This window comes from Rosenbergiella epipactidis, from assembly GCF_018494055.1.
GTDB classification, from domain to species: domain Bacteria; phylum Pseudomonadota; class Gammaproteobacteria; order Enterobacterales; family Enterobacteriaceae; genus Rosenbergiella; species Rosenbergiella epipactidis.
In genome coordinates this window covers 184,923-203,128 of record NZ_JABBFQ010000002.1, presented here as the reverse complement: position 1 = coordinate 203,128, position 18,206 = coordinate 184,923, and the positions used below count along the sequence as shown (strand labels likewise).

The window sequence follows — 18,206 nt, the reverse complement described above, 5'->3', positions numbered from 1 at the left end:
GACAGCGAGTTCGAGAGCTGTCCGGCTTTAAACGTTATGGCTCGATAACCCCTGCTTGGCATAAACACTGACGCAGCGCAGTGAAGGCTGTAAACAGCGTCGGCTCGTCGACGCAGGCATAGCCCAGCAAAAGTCCTCTCTCCTGCTGTGGCGTAAAATAATATTGCGACAACGCTCGAACCACCACTCCTTGATGTAATGCTCGACTGGCGATAGCCACGTCATCGCAGCCGTCAGGTAACGATAACACTAAGTGCAGCCCCGCATCGTGACTGTAGCGTGGTAAAAATGCGTCCCCTAAGTAGCGTGAAATTAATCCTAAAAGAAATTGCCGACGTTGATGATAAAGCAGCCGCATTCGACGGATGTGCGCGGCGAAATGCCCTTCACGAATAAATTCAGCAATCGCCCGCTGCTTGATCAGATGCCCTCCACGATATAGCTCTGCCGCCGCGGTCCGCAACGGATGACTTAAACTCTTCGGTACCACCAGATATCCCATCCGTAATGCGGGATAGAGCGTTTTACTAAAGGTCCCCATGTAGAGAACGGGGGCATTGTCTTCGAGCCCTTGCAGCGCAGGGTGGGGGGGGCTGGAGAAGCGAAACTCGCTATCGTAATCATCTTCAATAATCCAAAAACGCTGACGACGCGCCATATCAAGTAATTGCTGACGTCTCGCCAATGACATGAGTCCACCAAGTGGGTACTGGTGTGAAGGCGTGACAAAGACCATTTTCGGAAGAGGGGCATGACGAGGCTCTGGGATCATGCCGTCCGCATCGACGGGGAGAGCATGCAGTTGCAGACCATTACACCTCAGGATATTTCGGGTCCCCCAGTACCCCGGATCTTCAACCCAAACCGGATCGTTCACATCCGCGAGAACCCTAGAGATTAAATCGACTGTCTGATGAATCCCCTCAGTAATAATGATCTGCTCCGCATCGGCTTTTACAGCGCGAGTCACTCGTAAATATTCACTTAATGCTTGGCGAAGGTGGGGGCAGCCGCCACCGTTACTGTAAATAAGCTGGTCGATCTGCGGTGATTTTTGTAGACGGTTCTCTATCTTACGTAATAGCTGATGGGGAAAGGCGGTTACGTCGGGGGCACCGGGTACGAAAGCTCCCCACTGGTAGGGCGAAGCATTCGCATAGCCGAGAAGTTCCGAACCGCGAGTAGAAAGACTGTGGGCGGGTAGCGCCCGCTGATTTTTTAATGCGTAGGGTTGCACCGGTTCAGGGGAAAATTCCGGCAGCATCTTAGCCACCCAAGTACCACTTCCGGTACGGGCGGTAACATAGCCTTCAGCTAGCAACGATTCGTAAGCATTAAGCACGGTATTTCTCGACACATTCAGCTCTTTTGCCAGATCGCGACTGGCAGGCAATCGCGTTTCCGGTGGAAAAATACCTTCCGTGATGGCTTGTTGCAACACCTGCAATACGCGCTGGTGCAATCGTCCATCGGGCGTTTTTTGTAACCTTGCCAGTAAGTGATCAGCATACAGGGATCGCAATTGGTACCTTCTTTTTAGTCGTAAATGGCTCTCGCTATCGATCTGTATCAAGGATAAATAATTAAGTCTACTAACTTTAATGCTGAGTGAAGAAAGAGATGAGCGGAACTAACGAGAGCCTTAATCAACGTAAAGCGCAGGCTTTGCCCCGTGGTAGTGCAGTAATGTGTGAGTGGTACGTCGATCGTGCAGAGAATGCCACAATTTGGAGCACGGATGGTCGTGAGTTCATCGACTTTGCCGGGGGCATCGCGGTATTAAATACCGGTCATCGACATCCTAAAATTACGCAGGCCGTCACGGAACAACTTCAGAAATTTACGCATACTGCGTTTCAGATCGTTCCTTACGAAAGTTATATCACGTTAGCCGAACGCATTAATCAACGTGTTCCTGTGCAGGGGCCAGCCAAGACAGCGTTCTTCTCAACGGGTGCAGAAGCCCTAGAAAACGCAGTGAAAATTGCACGGAGTGCAACCGGGCGTCATGGGGTGATCACTTTTACCGGTTCTTTCCACGGCCGAACCATGATGACCATGGCAATGACCGGAAAGGTTGCACCTTATAAGCAAGATTTTGGTCCTATGGTGCCATCTGTGTTCCATGCTCGCTTCCCTGACGGGAAAAAGGTGAGCACTGAGCAAGCGTTGGAAAGTTTGCACGATATCTTTAGCTGTGACATCGCACCACACAACGTTGCAGCGCTAGTTATCGAGCCAATCCAAGGCGAGGGTGGCTTTCGCGTCGTGCCGCAAGCGTTTATGCAAGCCCTGCGTGATATCGCAGACCAACACGGTATTTTGTTGATCGCCGATGAGGTGCAAAGCGGTTTTGCACGAACTGGCAAGCTTTTTGCAATGGAACACTTCACCGCTAAGGCTGACATCATCACCATGGCGAAAAGTTTAGCAGGGGGATATCCCCTCTCAGCGGTGAGTGGACGTGCGGAGATCATGGATGCCCCTAATCCGGGTGGCTTGGGGGGAACCTATGCAGGTAACCCGTTAGCGATCGCCGCGGCTAACACGGTACTTGAGATTATCGAAGAAGAAGATCTCTGTGCCAAAGCGAACAATTTGGGCAATGAACTGGTCGAGACTCTGACCCAACTATCCGAACAGTATTCGGCGATTGAGGAAGTCAGAGGGCTAGGCTCGATGATTGCGGTAGAACTTAAGGATGCACACACAGCCAAGGCTATTCAGGACACCGCGATGTCACAAGGCTTACTGTTGTTAACCTGTGGTCAGAAAGGCAATGTGATACGTTTTCTCTATCCGTTAACTATCCCAACTGATCAATTCCGCAAAGGCGTTAAGATCTTAAGCGGAGCGTTAATGCAGCATGCCACTTAATTCACCGGGCACTCGACAGGGTAGCCTTGAACATTAGTCTGTATGTAACGGGGTAGTCTACGACTATCCCGTTTCGGGGAATAAGTATGAATGAATTACCAGCTAGTAGCGACACCCTCTCTCAAGGACTTAAGTCCCGACATATTCGTATGTTATCCATCGGCGGTGTTATCGGTGCCGGATTATTTGTCGGATCAGGACATGCAATCGCGGCGGCAGGCCCAGCGGTACTGTTTGCTTACATAGTGGCTGGCGCGTTGGTCGTTTTTATAATGCGCATGTTGGCGGAAATGGCGGTGAATACCCCGGATTCTGGCTCATTTTCTACCTATGCCTCGCAAGCGTTAGGACGCTGGGCTGGATTTACTATCGGTTGGCTTTATTGGTGGTTCTGGGTATTAGTGATCCCGTTAGAGGCTAATGCCGCGGCTACCATTCTTAATGCGTGGGTCCCAAGCGTCGCTATCTGGCAATTTACCTTATTCATTACCCTAATATTAACTGTCACCAACTTATTCAGCGTGAAAAATTACGGCGAATTCGAGTTCTGGTTAGCCTTAATTAAAGTCTGTGCCATCGTTGCCTTCCTTGCATTGGGCGCAGCGGCAATCTTTGGTCTGTTACCGAATAGCCAAGTCAGCGGAGTCAGTCATCTCTACGATCGGGGTGGATTCATGCCTCACGGTATCGGCGCAGTGCTCTCAGCCATTTTAACCACAATGTTCTCCTTTATGGGGACGGAAATTGTGACCATTGCTGCCGCAGAATCGCGTAATCCGGGTAAAGAGATATCCCGTGCCACCAACTCGGTTATTTGGCGAATTGCATTATTCTATCTATTATCCATTTTCTTTATCGTCGCGTTGGTGCCGTGGAACTTTCCAGACTTAGCGGCGAAGGGATCTTACCAAACCGTTCTTGAGATGATGGGCATCCCGCATGCTCGTTTGATTGTTGATGTGATCGTCTTAACGGCGGTATGTAGCTGCCTTAACTCGGCGCTTTATACTTCCTCTCGGATGTTATTCTCATTGGCGAAACGTAAGGATGCGCCAGCGGCTATCGCGAAAACTAACGCTAAGGGCACGCCTTATATGGCGGTTATCTTTTCAACGGCCGTAGCCTTCCTCGCCGTTGTCGCTAACTACTTAGCTCCTGCGGCGGTATTTGATTTCTTACTGGCAAGTTCTGGTGCGATAGCCTTACTGGTTTATCTTGTCATCGCCTTCTCACAATTAGTTATGCGTAAGCGTTGTGAGCAAAAAGGTAAGGTATTGGATTATAAAATGTGGCTATTCCCAGGCCTGACCTATGCCATCATTGCCGTGATTATCGGTATTCTTGGTAGCATGTTGTTTATCCCGGGCCATCAGTCGGAGGTTATCTCAACCGGTGTTTTAACACTGGTGGTCGTGGCTGCAGGCTGTATCGTCCATCGTCGTCAAACGCGTAAGATGTCGTCCTCGGTACTCGCGCGCAATAATTAGTGTGAAGTGATCAATGAAGAAGAGCGCGCAAGTCGCGCTCTTTTTTTATGGGCGTCATTTGTCGTCTTTGCCGGGGAGCGTTCAATTTTTAACGACCCTTCGGCCCTTTCTGTCCAGCACCAACTTTCAGCAATAACTGATCGTTAAATTCCTAACTAATGCTATGATAGAGGCCTTAGCCATCACGTCCGTTGTTGTACGGTTTTCAGGTCATCAGGAGTCAGTATGTTTAATTCATTATCTTCCACTGCTAAGGCGTTAGTGGTGGGGCTAACTGTTTCATTCTTAACCGTGAGTTGTGCTGATCATCATGAGACGGATGACAGTGAAACTACCGTGAATCAGCCCGCTAGCGTGCCTGACGTACAACAACCCGCGGTCGAGCAACCTGCCCCCGCAGCACCGAGCGAGCCTGAAGCGAAAAAATTCAACGATCCTCTCGAACTTGCGAGCTTCACGGGTGATTTCAAACAATATCAAGCAGGCGATGTTGTTCCTGCAATGTACCGCACCGCGCAGTACACCATCAGTAAATGGCAGTTGCGTAAACTTCCGGCACCGAGTGCGGGGAGCCATTGGACCTACTTCGGTGGCAGTTATGTGCTGATTACCGATGCGGAAGGTAAAATTTTGCGTATGTTCTCAGGCGAAATCATTTACCGTTAAGATTACGAGGGGTATCTATGATGATGCCCCTTATCTAATATCCACCTCCCGTTCCCCCCTTATTTCCTCCTTTCCTCGGTTTTTTAACCGAAAATATAAGACTGCTTCCGTCGAGTCACCAATGATGTCGCTGATATAGCACGAGCTTATAATATAATTATGCTAATGATTTTGATGGCGACAGTGACAAGTTCTGAAGTGCTGAGAGTCGCTAGTTTATTGTTACATTTAGTTTTTTGTGATGTGGCAGGCGCTTTTTCAGGGTGTAAAAGATGCTATAAAGGGTAAACAAAATTATAAGGTTTTCCCTTCTTACCGCGCGTAGCGGTGGGGTATTTTTTCTTTTACTGGCTAGGATAGAACTATGTTTGGTTGGACATCAACGCAGCGTAATGTTGCGACGGCAAGTTTTCTAAGTTGGATGCTCGATGCATTCGACTTTTTTATTTTAGTATTTGTATTGAGTGATCTCGCAGGGTATTTCAATACCTCAGTCACTGATATTTCAGTCGCTATTATGTTAACGCTGGCCGTTCGTCCTATCGGCGCATTGATTTTTGGCCGCCTCGCAGAGAAATATGGTCGACGTCCTATTCTTATGTTTAACGTCGCACTTTTTTCGGTGTTTGAGTTGTTGTCCGCTTGGTCTCCCACATTCACTATTTTCCTCGCGCTACGCGTAGTGTATGGCGTGGCGATGGGGGGAATCTGGGGTGTCGCTTCGTCATTGGCGATGGAGACAATACCCGATCGCTCACGCGGACTGATGTCGGGGATTTTTCAAGCCGGATATCCTTGCGGCTATTTGCTAGCCTCAATCATTTTCGGCCTGTTTTATGAGCATGTCGGTTGGCGTGGCATGTTCTTAATAGGCGCTCTGCCGGTGCTATTGCTGCCCTTTATCTATTTCAAAGTGCCAGAATCACCGGTGTGGCTTGCCTCGAAAGCGCGCAAAGAGAGCCATGCTTTACTGCCGATTATCAAAAGTAATCTTCGTGTCTGTGGCTACCTTGTGCTGTTAATGGCTTGCTTCAATTTCTTTAGCCACGGAACCCAAGATCTCTATCCAACCTTTTTGAAGGTTCAGCACCAATTTGATGCGCACACAGTGAGTATTATTGCGATATGCTACAATATTGCCGCAATGTTGGGCGGGGTATTCTTCGGGGTGTTATCAGAAAAAATTGGTCGTAAAAAAGCGATTATGATTGCCGCGTTTCTTGCCCTACCGGTTCTGCCGCTTTGGGCGTTCGCCAGTGGTTCCGTTATGATTGGTGTCGGTGCCTTCCTAATGCAATTCATGGTGCAAGGGGCGTGGGGCGTCATTCCAAGCTGGCTGACTGAATTGGTTCCTGCTAATGCGCGCGCGGTACTTCCTGGATTCGTATACCAACTCGGTAACCTGATTGCGTCGGTTAACGCCACGCTACAGTCGAAAATTGCTGCGGTTAATGGCGGTAATTATGGTATAGGCATGGCTATTGTTGCCGGAACGGTCGCGGTACTAATTTTTATCTTGGCAGCGTTTGGACGTGAAACCCGAGGAATGAAAATTTCTGGCGCAGAAGGGGTAGAGCGCCAGTAAGTTTATTGGCAGACGTCAATCCATTTGGCGTCTGTTAACTCAGCCATACGCTGAGGAGAGAGACGGACGGCGCTATGAATCGCCCCAGCAGCCGGTAAGACTTCATCGAATGCTTCTAGGCTGCGGTCACAATAAATCTGCAACGGATTTTCGAGACCAAAAGGACAGACACCGCCAACTGGGTGGCCGGTCGCCATGATCACTTCGTCAACGGTCAACATTCTGGCCTTTGCGCCAAAGGTATCTTTCAACTTTTTATTATCTAACCGTGTATCACCGCGCATCACGATCAATACGATATTATTTTTTATTTTGAGTGATAAGGTCTTAGCGATTTGCCCAGGTGCAACGCCATGCGCACGGACGGCCATTTCGACAGTCGCGGTGCTTTGATTCATCTCGATCACTTCAATATCGGGGGCATGCTCCGCAAAAAACGCTCGAACGGATTGCAGGCTCATCGGTTATCTCCCTTATCATGCAGATGCCTAACTTCACTATTAGGTGGCAAAGTATAAACCAATTTCGCTAAATGTATCGCAGAAATAAAGAGTCTAGTGGCTGAGGTAATGTAGGATGGCGGGATCGCGTCTTTGGCTGGAAGGAAAGTAAAGTCTCTTCGCTTTCGCGAAGAGACTGGCAAGGTTACGCGCGCTTAGTTCTTCCCCAAACACTGCGGTATACGCGGAATTTTCCGGTTTGCGCCAGAATTTCGTAATGCCCGAACGTCTCTTCCAAGACCTGTGGGTACGGTAAAAAGGCATTGGCGACAATTCTCAGTTCACCGCCACTGTTCAAATGGTTTGCCGCGCCACGAATAAGCGCATGGGCCGCGTCTAAGCTGGTTTGTAGCCCGTCATGGAACGGTGGGTTAGAGAGGATCATATCGAATCGACCTTGAACGTCAGAAAAGACATTACTGGCGAAGACTTCCCCTTCAATATCGTTACACGCCAATGTTGCTTGGCTGGCTGCAACCGCTGCCGCATTGACATCAGATAACCATAAACGCACTTTAGGCGAGTGCTGTTTCAAACTTGCTGCCAGCACGCCTGCCCCACAGCCTAGATCCAGCACCTTACCTTTGGTATGAGGCATCAATGTCGAGAGTAACAGTGCACTACCGTTATCCAGACCATCACGACTAAAGACCCCTGGAAGGGTTTTAATGGTCAGCTGATCGAGTTGATACGCATCGTAGTAACTGTCGATATCGAAGGTGGCTTGCTGGTCAAGACGCCCGTGGTATAAGCCGCAACGTCGAGCGCTATCGATTTTCTCAAGAGAGCTAAACTGTTCGATAACATTTTCGGCGCTACGAACCCCACTGCGGTTCTCACCGACCACGAAAAGATCGCTGCTAACGGGCAATAGTGCGAGTAGGTTGGCAAGCTGGAAAGCGGCTTCTGGCTTATTTTTAGGCCAGTAATAAACGAGGGTATCGCAGCCTGATAAGTGCTCAGCGGTCGCATAAAGTCCAAATTGCGCGCGTTCACCCAATTGCTGGCTTAATGCTTGCCAGTGGTGGAATTGCTGTGTAAAAACACGGGTAGAGGCCGTGGTTAATTGTGCTGGCAACATATCCTGCAGATCACCCGCAAAAATAATATGGCGATGTTCGAACTCTTCCTCGTGGCGCAACAGTACTTCGCTGGCCGGCATATAAGCAGACATGGTAACTCCTCTTTCATAAGTGGGGCGATTATAGAGGTTTATTGGCGTGGGTTCGATGGTTTTGCTAGCATAGCAACGTAAGCATTTGTTGAGTGGATAAAAATGACAGAGAGACGAGACGGGTTATTAGCGCAAATGGGGATCGACCAGTACCGTTTACGGCGGCCCGAAGTCTTACATGGCGAGGTCGCGCTGGCTATCAAACCGACGACTCAATTAGTGATCGTCGGGTTACAGCGTGACGAGATCCACCATCCTTTTATTCATGATGTGCTGCGGAGTGTCGCGATTGAAACGGCTTACGTACTCTATCTGACGCTAGAGCAATTGCCTTTACTCCCTCAATCCTTATCGTGTTTACTTTGGTTTGTGGGTCATGAACCGCAACATCGTTATGCTGCTCAGCAACTCCACTCTCCGTCTTTCACTACCTTAGTTAATACGGCTGAGGCTAAACGTACCTTATGGCAGCAATTTTGTGACTATGACGATAATCTCTGAGCTTCTCCCCGAGGATTGGCAGTCTGCTTTTGCCATTGAAACTCAATGCCATTCACATCCTTGGAGCGCAGCGACCTTCCAAGCCAACCAAGGTGAACGGTTTCTAAATTTACGCGCTGACGACGAGGGCGAACTCGCCGGTTTCGCCATTTGCCAAGTCGTCCTCGACGAGGCCTCATTATTCAATATTGCGGTTTCTCCCACTTTCCAACGTCGCGGTATCGCGCGCCAGCTTATCACCGCGCTAAGCGAGCAATTGTTGGAACGCGGCGTGATGATGCTGTGGCTTGAAGTTCGCGCCTCAAACCTCGCGGCGATAGCGCTATATGAATCGCTGGACTTCAATGAAGTGTCACGGCGGCCTAATTATTATCCGAGCGCGACCGGGCGTGAGGATGCGCTAATCATGGCGTTAACCCTATAATCCCATTTCTGAGGCACTATGTTGATAAAACAATTCGACTGCATCTTATTTGATGCTGATGAGACACTGTTTGAATTCGATGCCTATAAAGGGCTAAACAAGATGTTTGCGCAGCACGGTGTTACGTTTAGCCTTGAAGACTACCAAAATTATCAGGCGTTAAATAAGCCGCTATGGACGGCGTACCAGCAACATGAAATTGATGCGGAGCAACTTAAAACACGACGCTTCGATCCTTGGGCGAAGGTCCTTAATCTTCCGGCGAGCACGCTGAATCAACAATTTCTAGCCTCGATGGCTGAGATTTGTCAGCCCCTGCCTGGCGCGAAAGCGCTGTTAGAGGCGATTGCTCCACATGTTCGTATTGGTATCATTACTAATGGTTTTACCGACTTATTGCATGCACGTTTAGCCAGCACTGGCTTTGGAGACTATTTTCAGGTTCTGACTATTTCCGAGCAATTCGGGCTAGCGAAACCCGCACCTGAAATTTTCCAGCATACCTTGGAACAACTGGAAGGGTGCCAGCCTGAACGCACGCTAATGGTCGGCGACACGCCAGAGTCGGATATCGCCGGGGGCATCAATGCGGGAATGAAAACCTGCTGGTTGGATCATGGTGATAAAATCCTTCCCGAAACCATCAAGCCCGACTGGCAAGTTTCTACCCTTAGCGCGTTACAGGCATTATTAGTCTAGCGTGCATTTACTGCTTGTTTCTCTCCTCATCACGCTTTGGCGGGATGGGGCGATGTGCAGTCAGTAAATAGGGGGATTGTTGCCAATGCGTTCGTTGGTCGCGTAGCAGTGTCCTTGCCAAAATAATACCGATGGCGAGGGACAGCAACAGCATTAAGCGAAGTAAGTTGGTGGTGTTATCCACATGCCGTGCTTCGCTGGCTAAAGTGTGAGTATCCAACGTTAGCCTTAAGTAGCCTTGCGGCCCCTCGCGGGTTTGTAGGGGGACCACAATTTGTCGAGTGGAATAGCTACCTGCGTGATCGCCGGCTAGACCTAAGCGATCCCTAACGCTCATCGATTGACCACTGTGCGCCAGCCGCGATCCATCCACATCATAAAGTGACACGTCGATTACCCGCGGTTGTTGCGCTAAATGGTGGAGTATTCCGGTGACCGCTGGCAGATCAATCTCACTCTGCGTGAAGTAGGGCAGTAAACTGAAGGCCACTTGATTCGCTAAGCCCTGAGAGAGCTCTGCAGCTTGCGATGTTTCGACCTTTTGCCGGCTCGAACTGAACCATGATGCCCCCTGCATTAATAGCACCATTAAGGCTAGACAGGCTAAAACAATCACCGTTCTATGAAGTTGAATGTTAATTTTTGGCTTCTGCATGTGAATAGCTTCTCATTTTTTTTCATAAATCATCGGCTCAGATGAGGGTTTATGTTGCCATGGCTGGGCCGATCGGGGTAGCCTTTTGCCGGGTTTTAATGTTTGTTCAGGAGCACCAATGCCAAACCGATTAAGTTGGTCTGATTTACCTACGGATGTTACAGCATGGCCAGGATTGCCGCTTTCGTTAAATGGGGATGAAGTTATGCCCCTCGATTACCGTGCAGGCCGTAGTGGCTGGTTACTCTTTGGTCGCTCTCTGGATAAACAGTGCCTGACCGATTTCCAGCAGCAACTCGACGGCGCGTTGGTATTAGTCAGTGCATGGTGCGTGGGCGAGTATACAGTGCTCAGGCTAGCGGGTTCACTCACGACCGAAGCCCGCAAGTTAGCTTATCAGTTCGAGCTTGATGTGGCGGCGCTTGGCCAACTGCCTGAATTACAGCAGCCAGGTCTGCTGGTGATGGATATGGATTCTACGGCAATTGAGATTGAGTGTATCGATGAAATTGCGGTATTGGCCGGTTGCGGCGAACAAGTGGCGGAAGTCACGGAAAAAGCGATGCGTGGGGAACTGGATTTCCAACAAAGCTTACGGGAGCGTGTGGCGCAGTTAGCCGGAGCCGATGAGGCGATTTTACAACAGGTCTTGGACCGCTTACCGCTTATGCCAGGTCTAGAGTTGATGGTAGACACCTTACAGTCACGGGGATGGCAAGTTGCTATCGCTTCCGGTGGCTTTACTTTCTTTGCTGATTACTTACAACAAAAATTAAAATTGAGCGCTGTTGCGGCGAATCAGCTAGAGATAGTTGACGGTAAACTGACGGGGCAGGTGTTAGGCGATATTGTCGATGCGAAATATAAAGCCACTTTCCTCGAAAAATTAGCCGCTCGCTATGAGCTCCCTCGGTCACAGACGGTGGCGATTGGTGATGGTGCCAACGATTTAGTGATGATCCAAGCGGCGGGTTTAGGGATTGCTTACCATGCGAAGCCGAAAGTTAATGAGAAGAGTGAAGTTGCGATTCGTTTTGCCGACCTGACGGGAGTCTTGTGTATTCTGACAGGAAGCCTAAACCATGAGTCGCGTTAATTAAGGAGTTATCTTGGCTAAAGCAGCAAAACGCGCCTTTGTCTGTAACGAGTGTGGCGCAGACTATCCTCGTTGGCAGGGGCAGTGTAGTGCCTGCCATGCGTGGAATACGATTACTGAAGTACGGCTCGCCGCCTCGCCTACTGTCGCGAGAAATGAGCGCTTATCTGGTTATGCGGGCAGTACGGGCGGCAGTAAGGTCCAAAAGCTCTCCGACATCAGCCTCGAAGCCTTACCGCGTTTTTCAACGGGTTTTAAAGAATTCGATCGGGTACTGGGTGGGGGTGTCGTTCCCGGCAGTGCCATCCTGATTGGCGGAAGTCCAGGTGCCGGTAAATCGACACTCTTGCTGCAGACGCTCTGTAAGTTGTCTGAACAGATGAAAACGCTGTATGTAACAGGTGAAGAGTCGTTACAACAAGTGGCGATGCGCGCGCATCGGCTGGGTTTACCGACGACGCATCTGAACATGCTGTCCGAAACCAGTATCGAAGAGATCTGCCAAATTGCTGAAAGCGAAACGCCGCAATTAATGGTGATTGACTCCATTCAAGTAATGCATATGGCGGATGTCCAATCGTCGCCGGGAAGTGTTGCGCAAGTTCGTGAAACAGCAGCCTATCTAACGCGTTTTGCTAAAACCCGTAATGTGGCGATAGTGATGGTAGGTCATGTAACGAAAGACGGTTCCTTGGCCGGTCCAAAAGTGTTGGAACACTGTATCGACTGCTCTGTGCTCCTGGATGGCGACACCGACTCGCGTTTTCGGACCTTACGCAGCCATAAAAACCGCTTTGGGGCGGTAAACGAGCTGGGTGTGTTCGCGATGACCGAACAGGGGATGCGGGAAGTGAGTAATCCCTCAGCTATTTTTCTCTCGCGGGGAGATGAGGTAACACCGGGGAGCTCTGTCATGGTGGTATGGGAAGGTACCCGCCCTCTGCTGGTGGAGATTCAGGCCCTCGTCGATCATTCCTTAATGGGCAACCCTCGTCGTGTGGCGGTAGGACTCGAACAAAACCGACTGGCGATCTTGCTAGCTGTGCTGCACCGCCATGGTGGTTTACAGATGGCGGATCAAGACGTATTCGTGAATGTGGTCGGTGGGGTAAAAGTCACGGAGACCAGTGCCGATTTAGCCCTTCTCTTAGCGATGGTATCTAGCTTACGCGATCGCGCGTTGCCGCAAGACTTAGTTATCTTCGGCGAAGTGGGGCTGGCAGGTGAGATACGCCCAGTACCCAGTGGCCAGGAGCGTATCTCGGAAGCCAGTAAACATGGCTTTACGCGGGCTATTGTCCCAGCCGCGAATGCACCAAAAAACCCACCAAGCGGCATGAAGGTTTATCCAGTCAAAAAATTAGCGGATGCGTTAGCGGTATTTGATGAATTAACCTAACGTTTAACTGAGTCAGGGTAGTAAGCTCTTAGGAACTGGCGTGATGCAAAATTATGATTATTTGAAACTCGCGATACAGCAACAAGGTGTCACACTGCAGCAGGTGGCTGAAGCCTGTGACATGACTAAGGGCTACCTCAGTCAATTATTGAATCAGAAAATAAAAAGTCCCAGTGCCTCGAAACTCCAGGCGCTGCACCATTTTCTGGCGCTAGACTACCCCTATCGACAAAAAGTGGTTGGCGTTATTTTCGGTAAGTTCTATCCCTTACATACCGGCCATATTTACCTTATTCAGCGCGCCTGTAGCCAAGTTGATGAACTGCATATCATTATGGGCCACGATGAGCCGCGTGACCGGCAATTGTTTGAAGAGAGTGCCATGTCGGAACAACCGACGACGGCTGATCGACTCCGTTGGCTATTACAGACCTTTAAGTATCAAAAGAATATTCGTATTCACTCCTTCAATGAGGAAGGCGTCGAACCCTATCCTCACGGATGGGATATCTGGAGCCAAGAGATCAGCGCCTTTATGGCGGAAAAACAGATCAATGCGCAACGGGTTTATACCAGTGAGCAAGACGATGCCGCAATGTTCGAACGCTATCTTAATATCGAAACGATTGTGGTGGATGCGAAGCGTTCGTTTATTAACATCAGCGGTCATCAAATCCGACAAGATCCGTTCCGTTACTGGGACTATATTCCGACCGAAGTTAAACCGTTCTTTGTGCGTAAAGTTGCTTTACTCGGCGGTGAGTCGAGCGGTAAGTCGACCTTGGTCAACAAGCTCGCCAATATTTTTAATACCACCAGTGCTTGGGAATATGGACGTGATTATGTCTTCTCGCAATTAGGGGGAGATGAGATAGCGTTGCAATATTCTGATTACGATAAGATTGCTTTAGGCCAAGCGCAGTACATTGATTTTGCAGTAAAATATGCTAACAAAGTTGCGTTTATCGATACCGATTTCGTGACAACTCAAGCATTTTGTATCAAGTATGAAGGTAAGGCTCATCCCTTTGTACAGGCGCTGATCGCAGAGTATCGGTTCGATCTTGTGATTCTGTTAGAAAACAACGTCCCTTGGGTTGCCGATGGGCTACGTAGTCTAGGCAGTTCCGTCGATCGAAAAGAGTTTCAATTATTGCTGATCGATCTGTTGCAGCAGAATGGGATCCCCTTTGTACAGGTTAAAGAAGATGATTATGACAGTCGTTTTTTACGCTGTATCGAGCTTGTCGAAAAAGTCTTATTAAAATCCTCTTCGACACTGAACGGTGATCGGCTTTTATCCGAATAGCGGTTAAAATAAAGAGAGCCGACCTGCGGCTCTCTTTTATTGAACATTATTTGCTCATTTTCTTATATTTCATTCGCTTCGGTTCAAGCGCTTCATGGCCTAGTGTGCGTTTACGGTAATCTTCGTACTCACTGAAGTTTCCTTCAAAGAACGTCACATTTCCTTCATCTTGATAATCAAGGATATGGGTTGCGATTCGGTCGAGGAACCAACGGTCGTGCGAGATCACCATGGCGCAGCCAGGGAACTCTAACAGGGCATTCTCTAAGGCGCGCAGCGTCTCGATATCCAGGTCATTGGTCGGTTCATCGAGCAGTAATAAGTTACCGCCAACTTGCAGTAATTTTGCTAAATGTAAACGACCGCGTTCACCACCAGACAGCTCACCGACGCGTTTGCCTTGATCGGTTCCTTTAAAGTTAAAGCGACCGACGTATGCGCGGCTTGGCATCTCGAAGTTGCCGATACGCATGATATCTTGACCACCGGACACTTCTTCCCAAACGGTTTTACTGTTATCCATCGCGTCACGGAATTGTTCGACCGAAGCCAGTTTCACCGTTTCACCTAGGGTGATTTCGCCGGAATCTGGTTGTTCTTGACCTGATAGCATACGGAACAGCGTTGATTTACCTGCACCGTTGGCACCGATAATCCCGACAATGGCCCCTTTCGGAATGGAGAAAGAGAGGTTATCGATCAGAACGCGATCACCATAGGACTTGGTAAGATTATTCACTTCTACCACTTTATCGCCTAAACGTGCTCCAGGCGGGATAAAGAGTTCGCTGGTTTCATTACGCTTTTGATACTCGACGCTGTTCAGCTCGTCAAAGCGGGCCAGACGTGCTTTACCTTTTGATTGGCGGCCTTTAGTGCCTTGGCGTACCCATTCCAGCTCTTTTTCGATCGATTTACGGCGAGCCGCTTCAGCAGAGGCTTCCTGTGCTAAGCGTTGATCTTTCTGCTCCAACCAAGAAGAGTAGTTGCCTTCCCATGGGATACCTTCGCCGCGGTCCAGCTCTAAGATCCAGCCAGCAACATTATCGAGGAAGTAACGGTCGTGGGTGATCGCGACGACAGTGCCCTCAAAGTCATGCAGGAAGCGTTCAAGCCAAGCAACGGATTCTGCATCTAGGTGGTTCGTTGGCTCATCGAGCAGCAACATATCTGGCTTTTCAAGCAATAGCCGACATAGCGCAACACGACGACGTTCCCCTCCAGAAAGATTGGCCACTTTCGCGTCCCATTCGGGTAAGCGTAATGCATCGGCGGCACGTTCTAGTTGAGTATTGAGGTTGTGACCATCGTGCGCTTGAATAATCTCTTCCAAACGGCCTTGTTCTGCAGCCAGTTTATCGAAATCGGCCTCAGGCTCGGCGTAAAGAGCATAGACTTCGTCCAGACGCTTTAATGCACCGACAACCTCGGAGAGTGCCTCTTCAATGGATTCCCGTACGGTATGCTCAGGATTCAATTGCGGCTCTTGCGGCAGATAACCGATTTTAATACCGGGTTGTGGTCTTGCTTCACCCTCAATATCTTTATCGATACCGGCCATGATGCGTAGCAGGGTTGATTTACCCGCGCCATTAAGACCGAGAACGCCAATTTTTGCCCCTGGGAAGAAGCTAAGAGAAATATTTTTTAAAATATGTCGTTTGGGAGGAACAACTTTCCCCACACGGTGCATACTGTATACGAATTGCGCCACGAGATAAGCCTCTTAGTGATCGTTAAACCTATTATTTGCTGAGAAGTGTATCTGTTTTCACGTCATATTCACAGTAACAGCTCAGAGGAAAGGTCTATAATCGGAGGGACTAACAGGAAAGCTAAACGAAGTATTGGAAACATGTTAGCGTAATGAACTCTTCACTATAGCGTCGATAAGGGGTAACACGTGGCAGATTGGAAGCATTGGGTAGCAGGAGTATGTCTTACCACCGTGAGTTGCGCGGCGTTTGCCGACTCATTACAAGAGCAGCGCCAGCGCTATAGCCAAATACGTCAAGCTTGGGATGCTAAGCAAATGGATGTGGTGGCACAATTGATGCCAACGCTACAAGATTATCCACTTTACCCCTATCTTGAATATCGCCAGCTTTCCCAAGATCTCAGCCAAGATACGGCGCTGGGCATCAACAATTTTGTTAATCGTTATCCTACCTTACCGGCGGCCAAGAGTCTGAAAAATCAATTTGTCAGTGAGCTTGCTCGACGTGATGATTGGCAAGGTTTACTCAGTTTTAGCCCGCAAGAGCCGCCGACTGCACAAGCTAAGTGTAATTGGTACTACGCCAACTATGCTACGGGTCATCAACGTCTTGCTTGGCAAGGGGCGCGATCCATCTGGATGACGGGCCGTTCATTGCCTGCGGGCTGTGATCGCCTTTTCACCGCATGGCAAAACAGTGGTGACTTTAGTGCCGACCAGATTCTCACGCGTCTATTGCTCTCTTTTAAAGCTGGGAATGATCGTCTCACTAATCAGCTTATCGCTCAGTTACCTTCAGACTACGATACGCTGAGTACAGCGTTAAGGGCGCTCCAGAGCTCTTCGCAAGGCGTTCTAACTTTTGCTCAAAGTGTTTCGCCGACCGATTTTAGCCGCAAAATTACTCTCCTTGCATTTAACCGCTTGGCTCGTGATAACACCGACCAAGCACAGTCGATGATTCCGCAGTTGGCCTCGGCACAAAAAATGGACGAGGCTGATACCCAAGCGTTGAAAGAGGCAATCGCCTGGCAATTGATGTCGACCGATACAACGTCACAGCAGCAAAGCTGGCGTGATGAAGTGGTGATGGACAGTGAGTCCGAAACCTTACTTGAAAGACGCATTCGACTCGCCCTCAGTCAAAACGATCGCCGTGGCTTGAATACGTGGATTGCCCGTTTGCCGGTCGAAGCGAAACAGAAAGATGAATGGCAATATTGGCAGGCTGATTTACTTCTCGAAAGAGGACGGAAATCCGAGGCCGACGAGATACTGCATCAGCTGATGCGCCAACGCGGCTTTTATGCCATGGTCTCGGCACAGCGTTTAGGGGAAGATTATTCATTGCAAGTGGATAAAGCGCCCGAAGCCGATAGCTCAGTGACTGAGGGGCCTGAAATAGCGAGGATCCGCGAGCTGATGTATTGGAATCTTGATAACCTCGCGCGTAGCGAGTGGGCAAGTTTAATCCGTAGCAAAAGTGTGAGCCAACAGCAGATGCTGGCGAGCTATGCGAATTCTCAAGATTGGTGGGATCTTAGCGTACAAGCAACAATTACGGCGAAAATGTGGAACAGTCTTAAAGAGCGCTTCCCGATTGCTTGGCAGACTTATTTCAAACGCTATGCTTCCGGTAAAGCGATTCCAACCACCTTCGCGATGGCAATTTCTAGGCAGGAGAGTGCGTGGAATCCTAAAATCCAATCGCCAGTGGGTGCCACAGGTTTAATGCAGATTATGCCGGGAACGGCTACTCATACGGTAAAAATGTATGAAATCTCCGACTACAGTAACAGTAGTCAACTGCTTGATCCTGAGATGAATATTCAGATTGGTATGCAATATTTAGATTATGTTTACCGCCAATTTGATAACAATCGAATCTTAGCGGCAGGCGCCTATAACGCGGGACCAGGTAGGATAAATCGTTGGTTATCGGCGAGCCAAGGGCGATTGGATCCTGTTGCCTTTATTGAAACGATTCCTTTCTCCGAAACCAGAAATTACGTAAAAAACGTCCTGTCATACGACGCTTATTATCACTATTTATTGGGTTCACCCGATAAAATCTTCGCAGACAGTGAGTGGAATCGACGTTACTGAGTATGCTATGC

The 18,206-nt window shown here is 49.2% G+C and carries 16 protein-coding genes; 11 read left to right on the top strand and 5 right to left on the bottom strand.

Annotated features, from left to right (window positions below; genetic code table 11):
* Positions 1 to 34: 34 nt before the first annotated feature.
* Positions 35 to 1,522: a MocR-like pyridoxine biosynthesis transcription factor PdxR gene (pdxR, locus tag HGT71_RS03850; RefSeq protein ID WP_214216690.1), complete on the bottom strand. Its 1,488-nt coding sequence runs from the start codon at positions 1,520 to 1,522 to the stop codon at positions 35 to 37.
* A gap of 98 nt (positions 1,523 to 1,620) precedes the next feature.
* On the opposite strand from pdxR, the gene gabT reads away from it, so the two are divergent.
* The 4 genes from gabT (at position 1,621) to HGT71_RS03830 (ending at position 6,615) form a co-directional block, all read left to right on the top strand.
* Positions 1,621 to 2,877 (top strand): 4-aminobutyrate--2-oxoglutarate transaminase, encoded by a 1,257-nt coding sequence (gene gabT, locus HGT71_RS03845; RefSeq protein ID WP_214216689.1) that lies wholly within the window; start codon positions 1,621 to 1,623, stop codon positions 2,875 to 2,877.
* Positions 2,878 to 2,963: 86 nt separating this feature from the next.
* Entirely contained in the window at positions 2,964 to 4,364 is a 1,401-nt protein-coding gene (gabP, locus tag HGT71_RS03840; protein WP_214216688.1) for a GABA permease, read from the top strand.
* A gap of 336 nt (positions 4,365 to 4,700) precedes the next feature.
* Entirely contained in the window at positions 4,701 to 5,030 is a 330-nt protein-coding gene (locus HGT71_RS15990) for an RcnB family protein (protein ID WP_425328666.1), read from the top strand.
* Positions 5,031 to 5,394: 364 nt separating this feature from the next.
* Entirely contained in the window at positions 5,395 to 6,615 is a 1,221-nt protein-coding gene (locus tag HGT71_RS03830; RefSeq protein ID WP_048911448.1) for an MFS transporter, read from the top strand.
* Between the two features lie 2 nt (positions 6,616 to 6,617).
* On the opposite strand, the gene HGT71_RS03825 is transcribed toward HGT71_RS03830, so the two are convergent.
* Both HGT71_RS03825 and rsmC read right to left on the bottom strand, forming a co-directional pair.
* Entirely contained in the window at positions 6,618 to 7,076 is a 459-nt protein-coding gene (locus tag HGT71_RS03825) for a YbaK/EbsC family protein (protein WP_214216686.1), read from the bottom strand.
* A gap of 184 nt (positions 7,077 to 7,260) precedes the next feature.
* Entirely contained in the window at positions 7,261 to 8,289 is a 1,029-nt protein-coding gene (gene rsmC, locus HGT71_RS03820) for a 16S rRNA (guanine(1207)-N(2))-methyltransferase RsmC (RefSeq protein ID WP_214216685.1), read from the bottom strand.
* Positions 8,290 to 8,391: 102 nt separating this feature from the next.
* Here rsmC and HGT71_RS03815 point away from each other — a divergent pair, with 102 nt between their 5' ends.
* The 3 genes from HGT71_RS03815 to yjjG are packed head-to-tail and all read left to right on the top strand — an operon-like array spanning position 8,392 to position 9,913.
* Entirely contained in the window at positions 8,392 to 8,790 is a 399-nt protein-coding gene (locus HGT71_RS03815) for a DNA polymerase III subunit psi (RefSeq protein WP_214216684.1), read from the top strand.
* Positions 8,774 to 9,214, top strand: coding sequence for a ribosomal protein S18-alanine N-acetyltransferase (gene rimI / locus HGT71_RS03810; RefSeq protein WP_048911452.1), 441 nt, complete (start codon positions 8,774 to 8,776; stop codon positions 9,212 to 9,214). Before HGT71_RS03815 ends, rimI begins: the two co-directional genes overlap by 17 nt.
* Before the next feature lie 18 nt (positions 9,215 to 9,232).
* Positions 9,233 to 9,913: a pyrimidine 5'-nucleotidase gene (yjjG, locus tag HGT71_RS03805; protein WP_214216683.1), complete on the top strand. Its 681-nt coding sequence runs from the start codon at positions 9,233 to 9,235 to the stop codon at positions 9,911 to 9,913.
* Positions 9,914 to 9,920: 7 nt separating this feature from the next.
* Here the strand turns inward: yjjG and HGT71_RS03800 are convergent, their stop codons facing one another.
* On the bottom strand, positions 9,921 to 10,568 hold the full coding sequence (locus tag HGT71_RS03800) for a YtjB family periplasmic protein (RefSeq protein WP_214216682.1): 648 nt from the start codon (positions 10,566 to 10,568) through the stop codon (positions 9,921 to 9,923).
* Positions 10,569 to 10,686: 118 nt separating this feature from the next.
* Between HGT71_RS03800 and serB the strand changes: the two genes are divergently transcribed.
* Genes serB through nadR form a run of 3 tightly spaced genes read left to right on the top strand, consistent with a single transcriptional unit; the run spans position 10,687 to position 14,372 of the window.
* Positions 10,687 to 11,664: a phosphoserine phosphatase gene (serB, locus tag HGT71_RS03795; RefSeq protein WP_214216681.1), complete on the top strand. Its 978-nt coding sequence runs from the start codon at positions 10,687 to 10,689 to the stop codon at positions 11,662 to 11,664.
* Between the two features lie 13 nt (positions 11,665 to 11,677).
* Entirely contained in the window at positions 11,678 to 13,063 is a 1,386-nt protein-coding gene (gene radA / locus HGT71_RS03790; protein WP_214216680.1) for a DNA repair protein RadA, read from the top strand.
* Between the two features lie 43 nt (positions 13,064 to 13,106).
* Positions 13,107 to 14,372, top strand: a complete 1,266-nt coding sequence (gene nadR, locus HGT71_RS03785) for a multifunctional transcriptional regulator/nicotinamide-nucleotide adenylyltransferase/ribosylnicotinamide kinase NadR (RefSeq protein ID WP_214216679.1) — start codon at positions 13,107 to 13,109, stop codon at positions 14,370 to 14,372.
* A gap of 46 nt (positions 14,373 to 14,418) precedes the next feature.
* Here the strand turns inward: nadR and ettA are convergent, their stop codons facing one another.
* Positions 14,419 to 16,086, bottom strand: a complete 1,668-nt coding sequence (gene ettA, locus HGT71_RS03780; RefSeq protein WP_214216678.1) for an energy-dependent translational throttle protein EttA — start codon at positions 16,084 to 16,086, stop codon at positions 14,419 to 14,421.
* Between the two features lie 189 nt (positions 16,087 to 16,275).
* Between ettA and sltY the strand changes: the two genes are divergently transcribed.
* Positions 16,276 to 18,195: a murein transglycosylase gene (sltY, locus tag HGT71_RS03775; protein ID WP_214216677.1), complete on the top strand. Its 1,920-nt coding sequence runs from the start codon at positions 16,276 to 16,278 to the stop codon at positions 18,193 to 18,195.
* The last annotated feature ends 11 nt before the right edge of the window (positions 18,196 to 18,206 follow it).

Bases quoted from the DNA above. Each gene is read 5' to 3' on its own strand.
- gabT (WP_214216689.1), top strand. From the start codon at position 1,621: ATGAGCGGAACTAACGAGAGCCTTAATCAACGTAAAGCGCAGGCTTTG.
- gabP (WP_214216688.1), top strand. From the start codon at position 2,964: ATGAATGAATTACCAGCTAGTAGCGACACCCTCTCTCAAGGACTTAAG.
- HGT71_RS03830 (WP_048911448.1), top strand. From the start codon at position 5,395: ATGTTTGGTTGGACATCAACGCAGCGTAATGTTGCGACGGCAAGTTTT.
- HGT71_RS03825 (WP_214216686.1), bottom strand. From the start codon at position 7,076: ATGAGCCTGCAATCCGTTCGAGCGTTTTTTGCGGAGCATGCCCCCGAT.
- rsmC (WP_214216685.1), bottom strand. From the start codon at position 8,289: ATGTCTGCTTATATGCCGGCCAGCGAAGTACTGTTGCGCCACGAGGAA.
- HGT71_RS03815 (WP_214216684.1), top strand. From the start codon at position 8,392: ATGACAGAGAGACGAGACGGGTTATTAGCGCAAATGGGGATCGACCAG.
- rimI (WP_048911452.1), top strand. From the start codon at position 8,774: ATGACGATAATCTCTGAGCTTCTCCCCGAGGATTGGCAGTCTGCTTTT.
- yjjG (WP_214216683.1), top strand. From the start codon at position 9,233: ATGTTGATAAAACAATTCGACTGCATCTTATTTGATGCTGATGAGACA.
- HGT71_RS03800 (WP_214216682.1), bottom strand. From the start codon at position 10,568: ATGCAGAAGCCAAAAATTAACATTCAACTTCATAGAACGGTGATTGTT.
- serB (WP_214216681.1), top strand. From the start codon at position 10,687: ATGCCAAACCGATTAAGTTGGTCTGATTTACCTACGGATGTTACAGCA.
- nadR (WP_214216679.1), top strand. From the start codon at position 13,107: ATGCAAAATTATGATTATTTGAAACTCGCGATACAGCAACAAGGTGTC.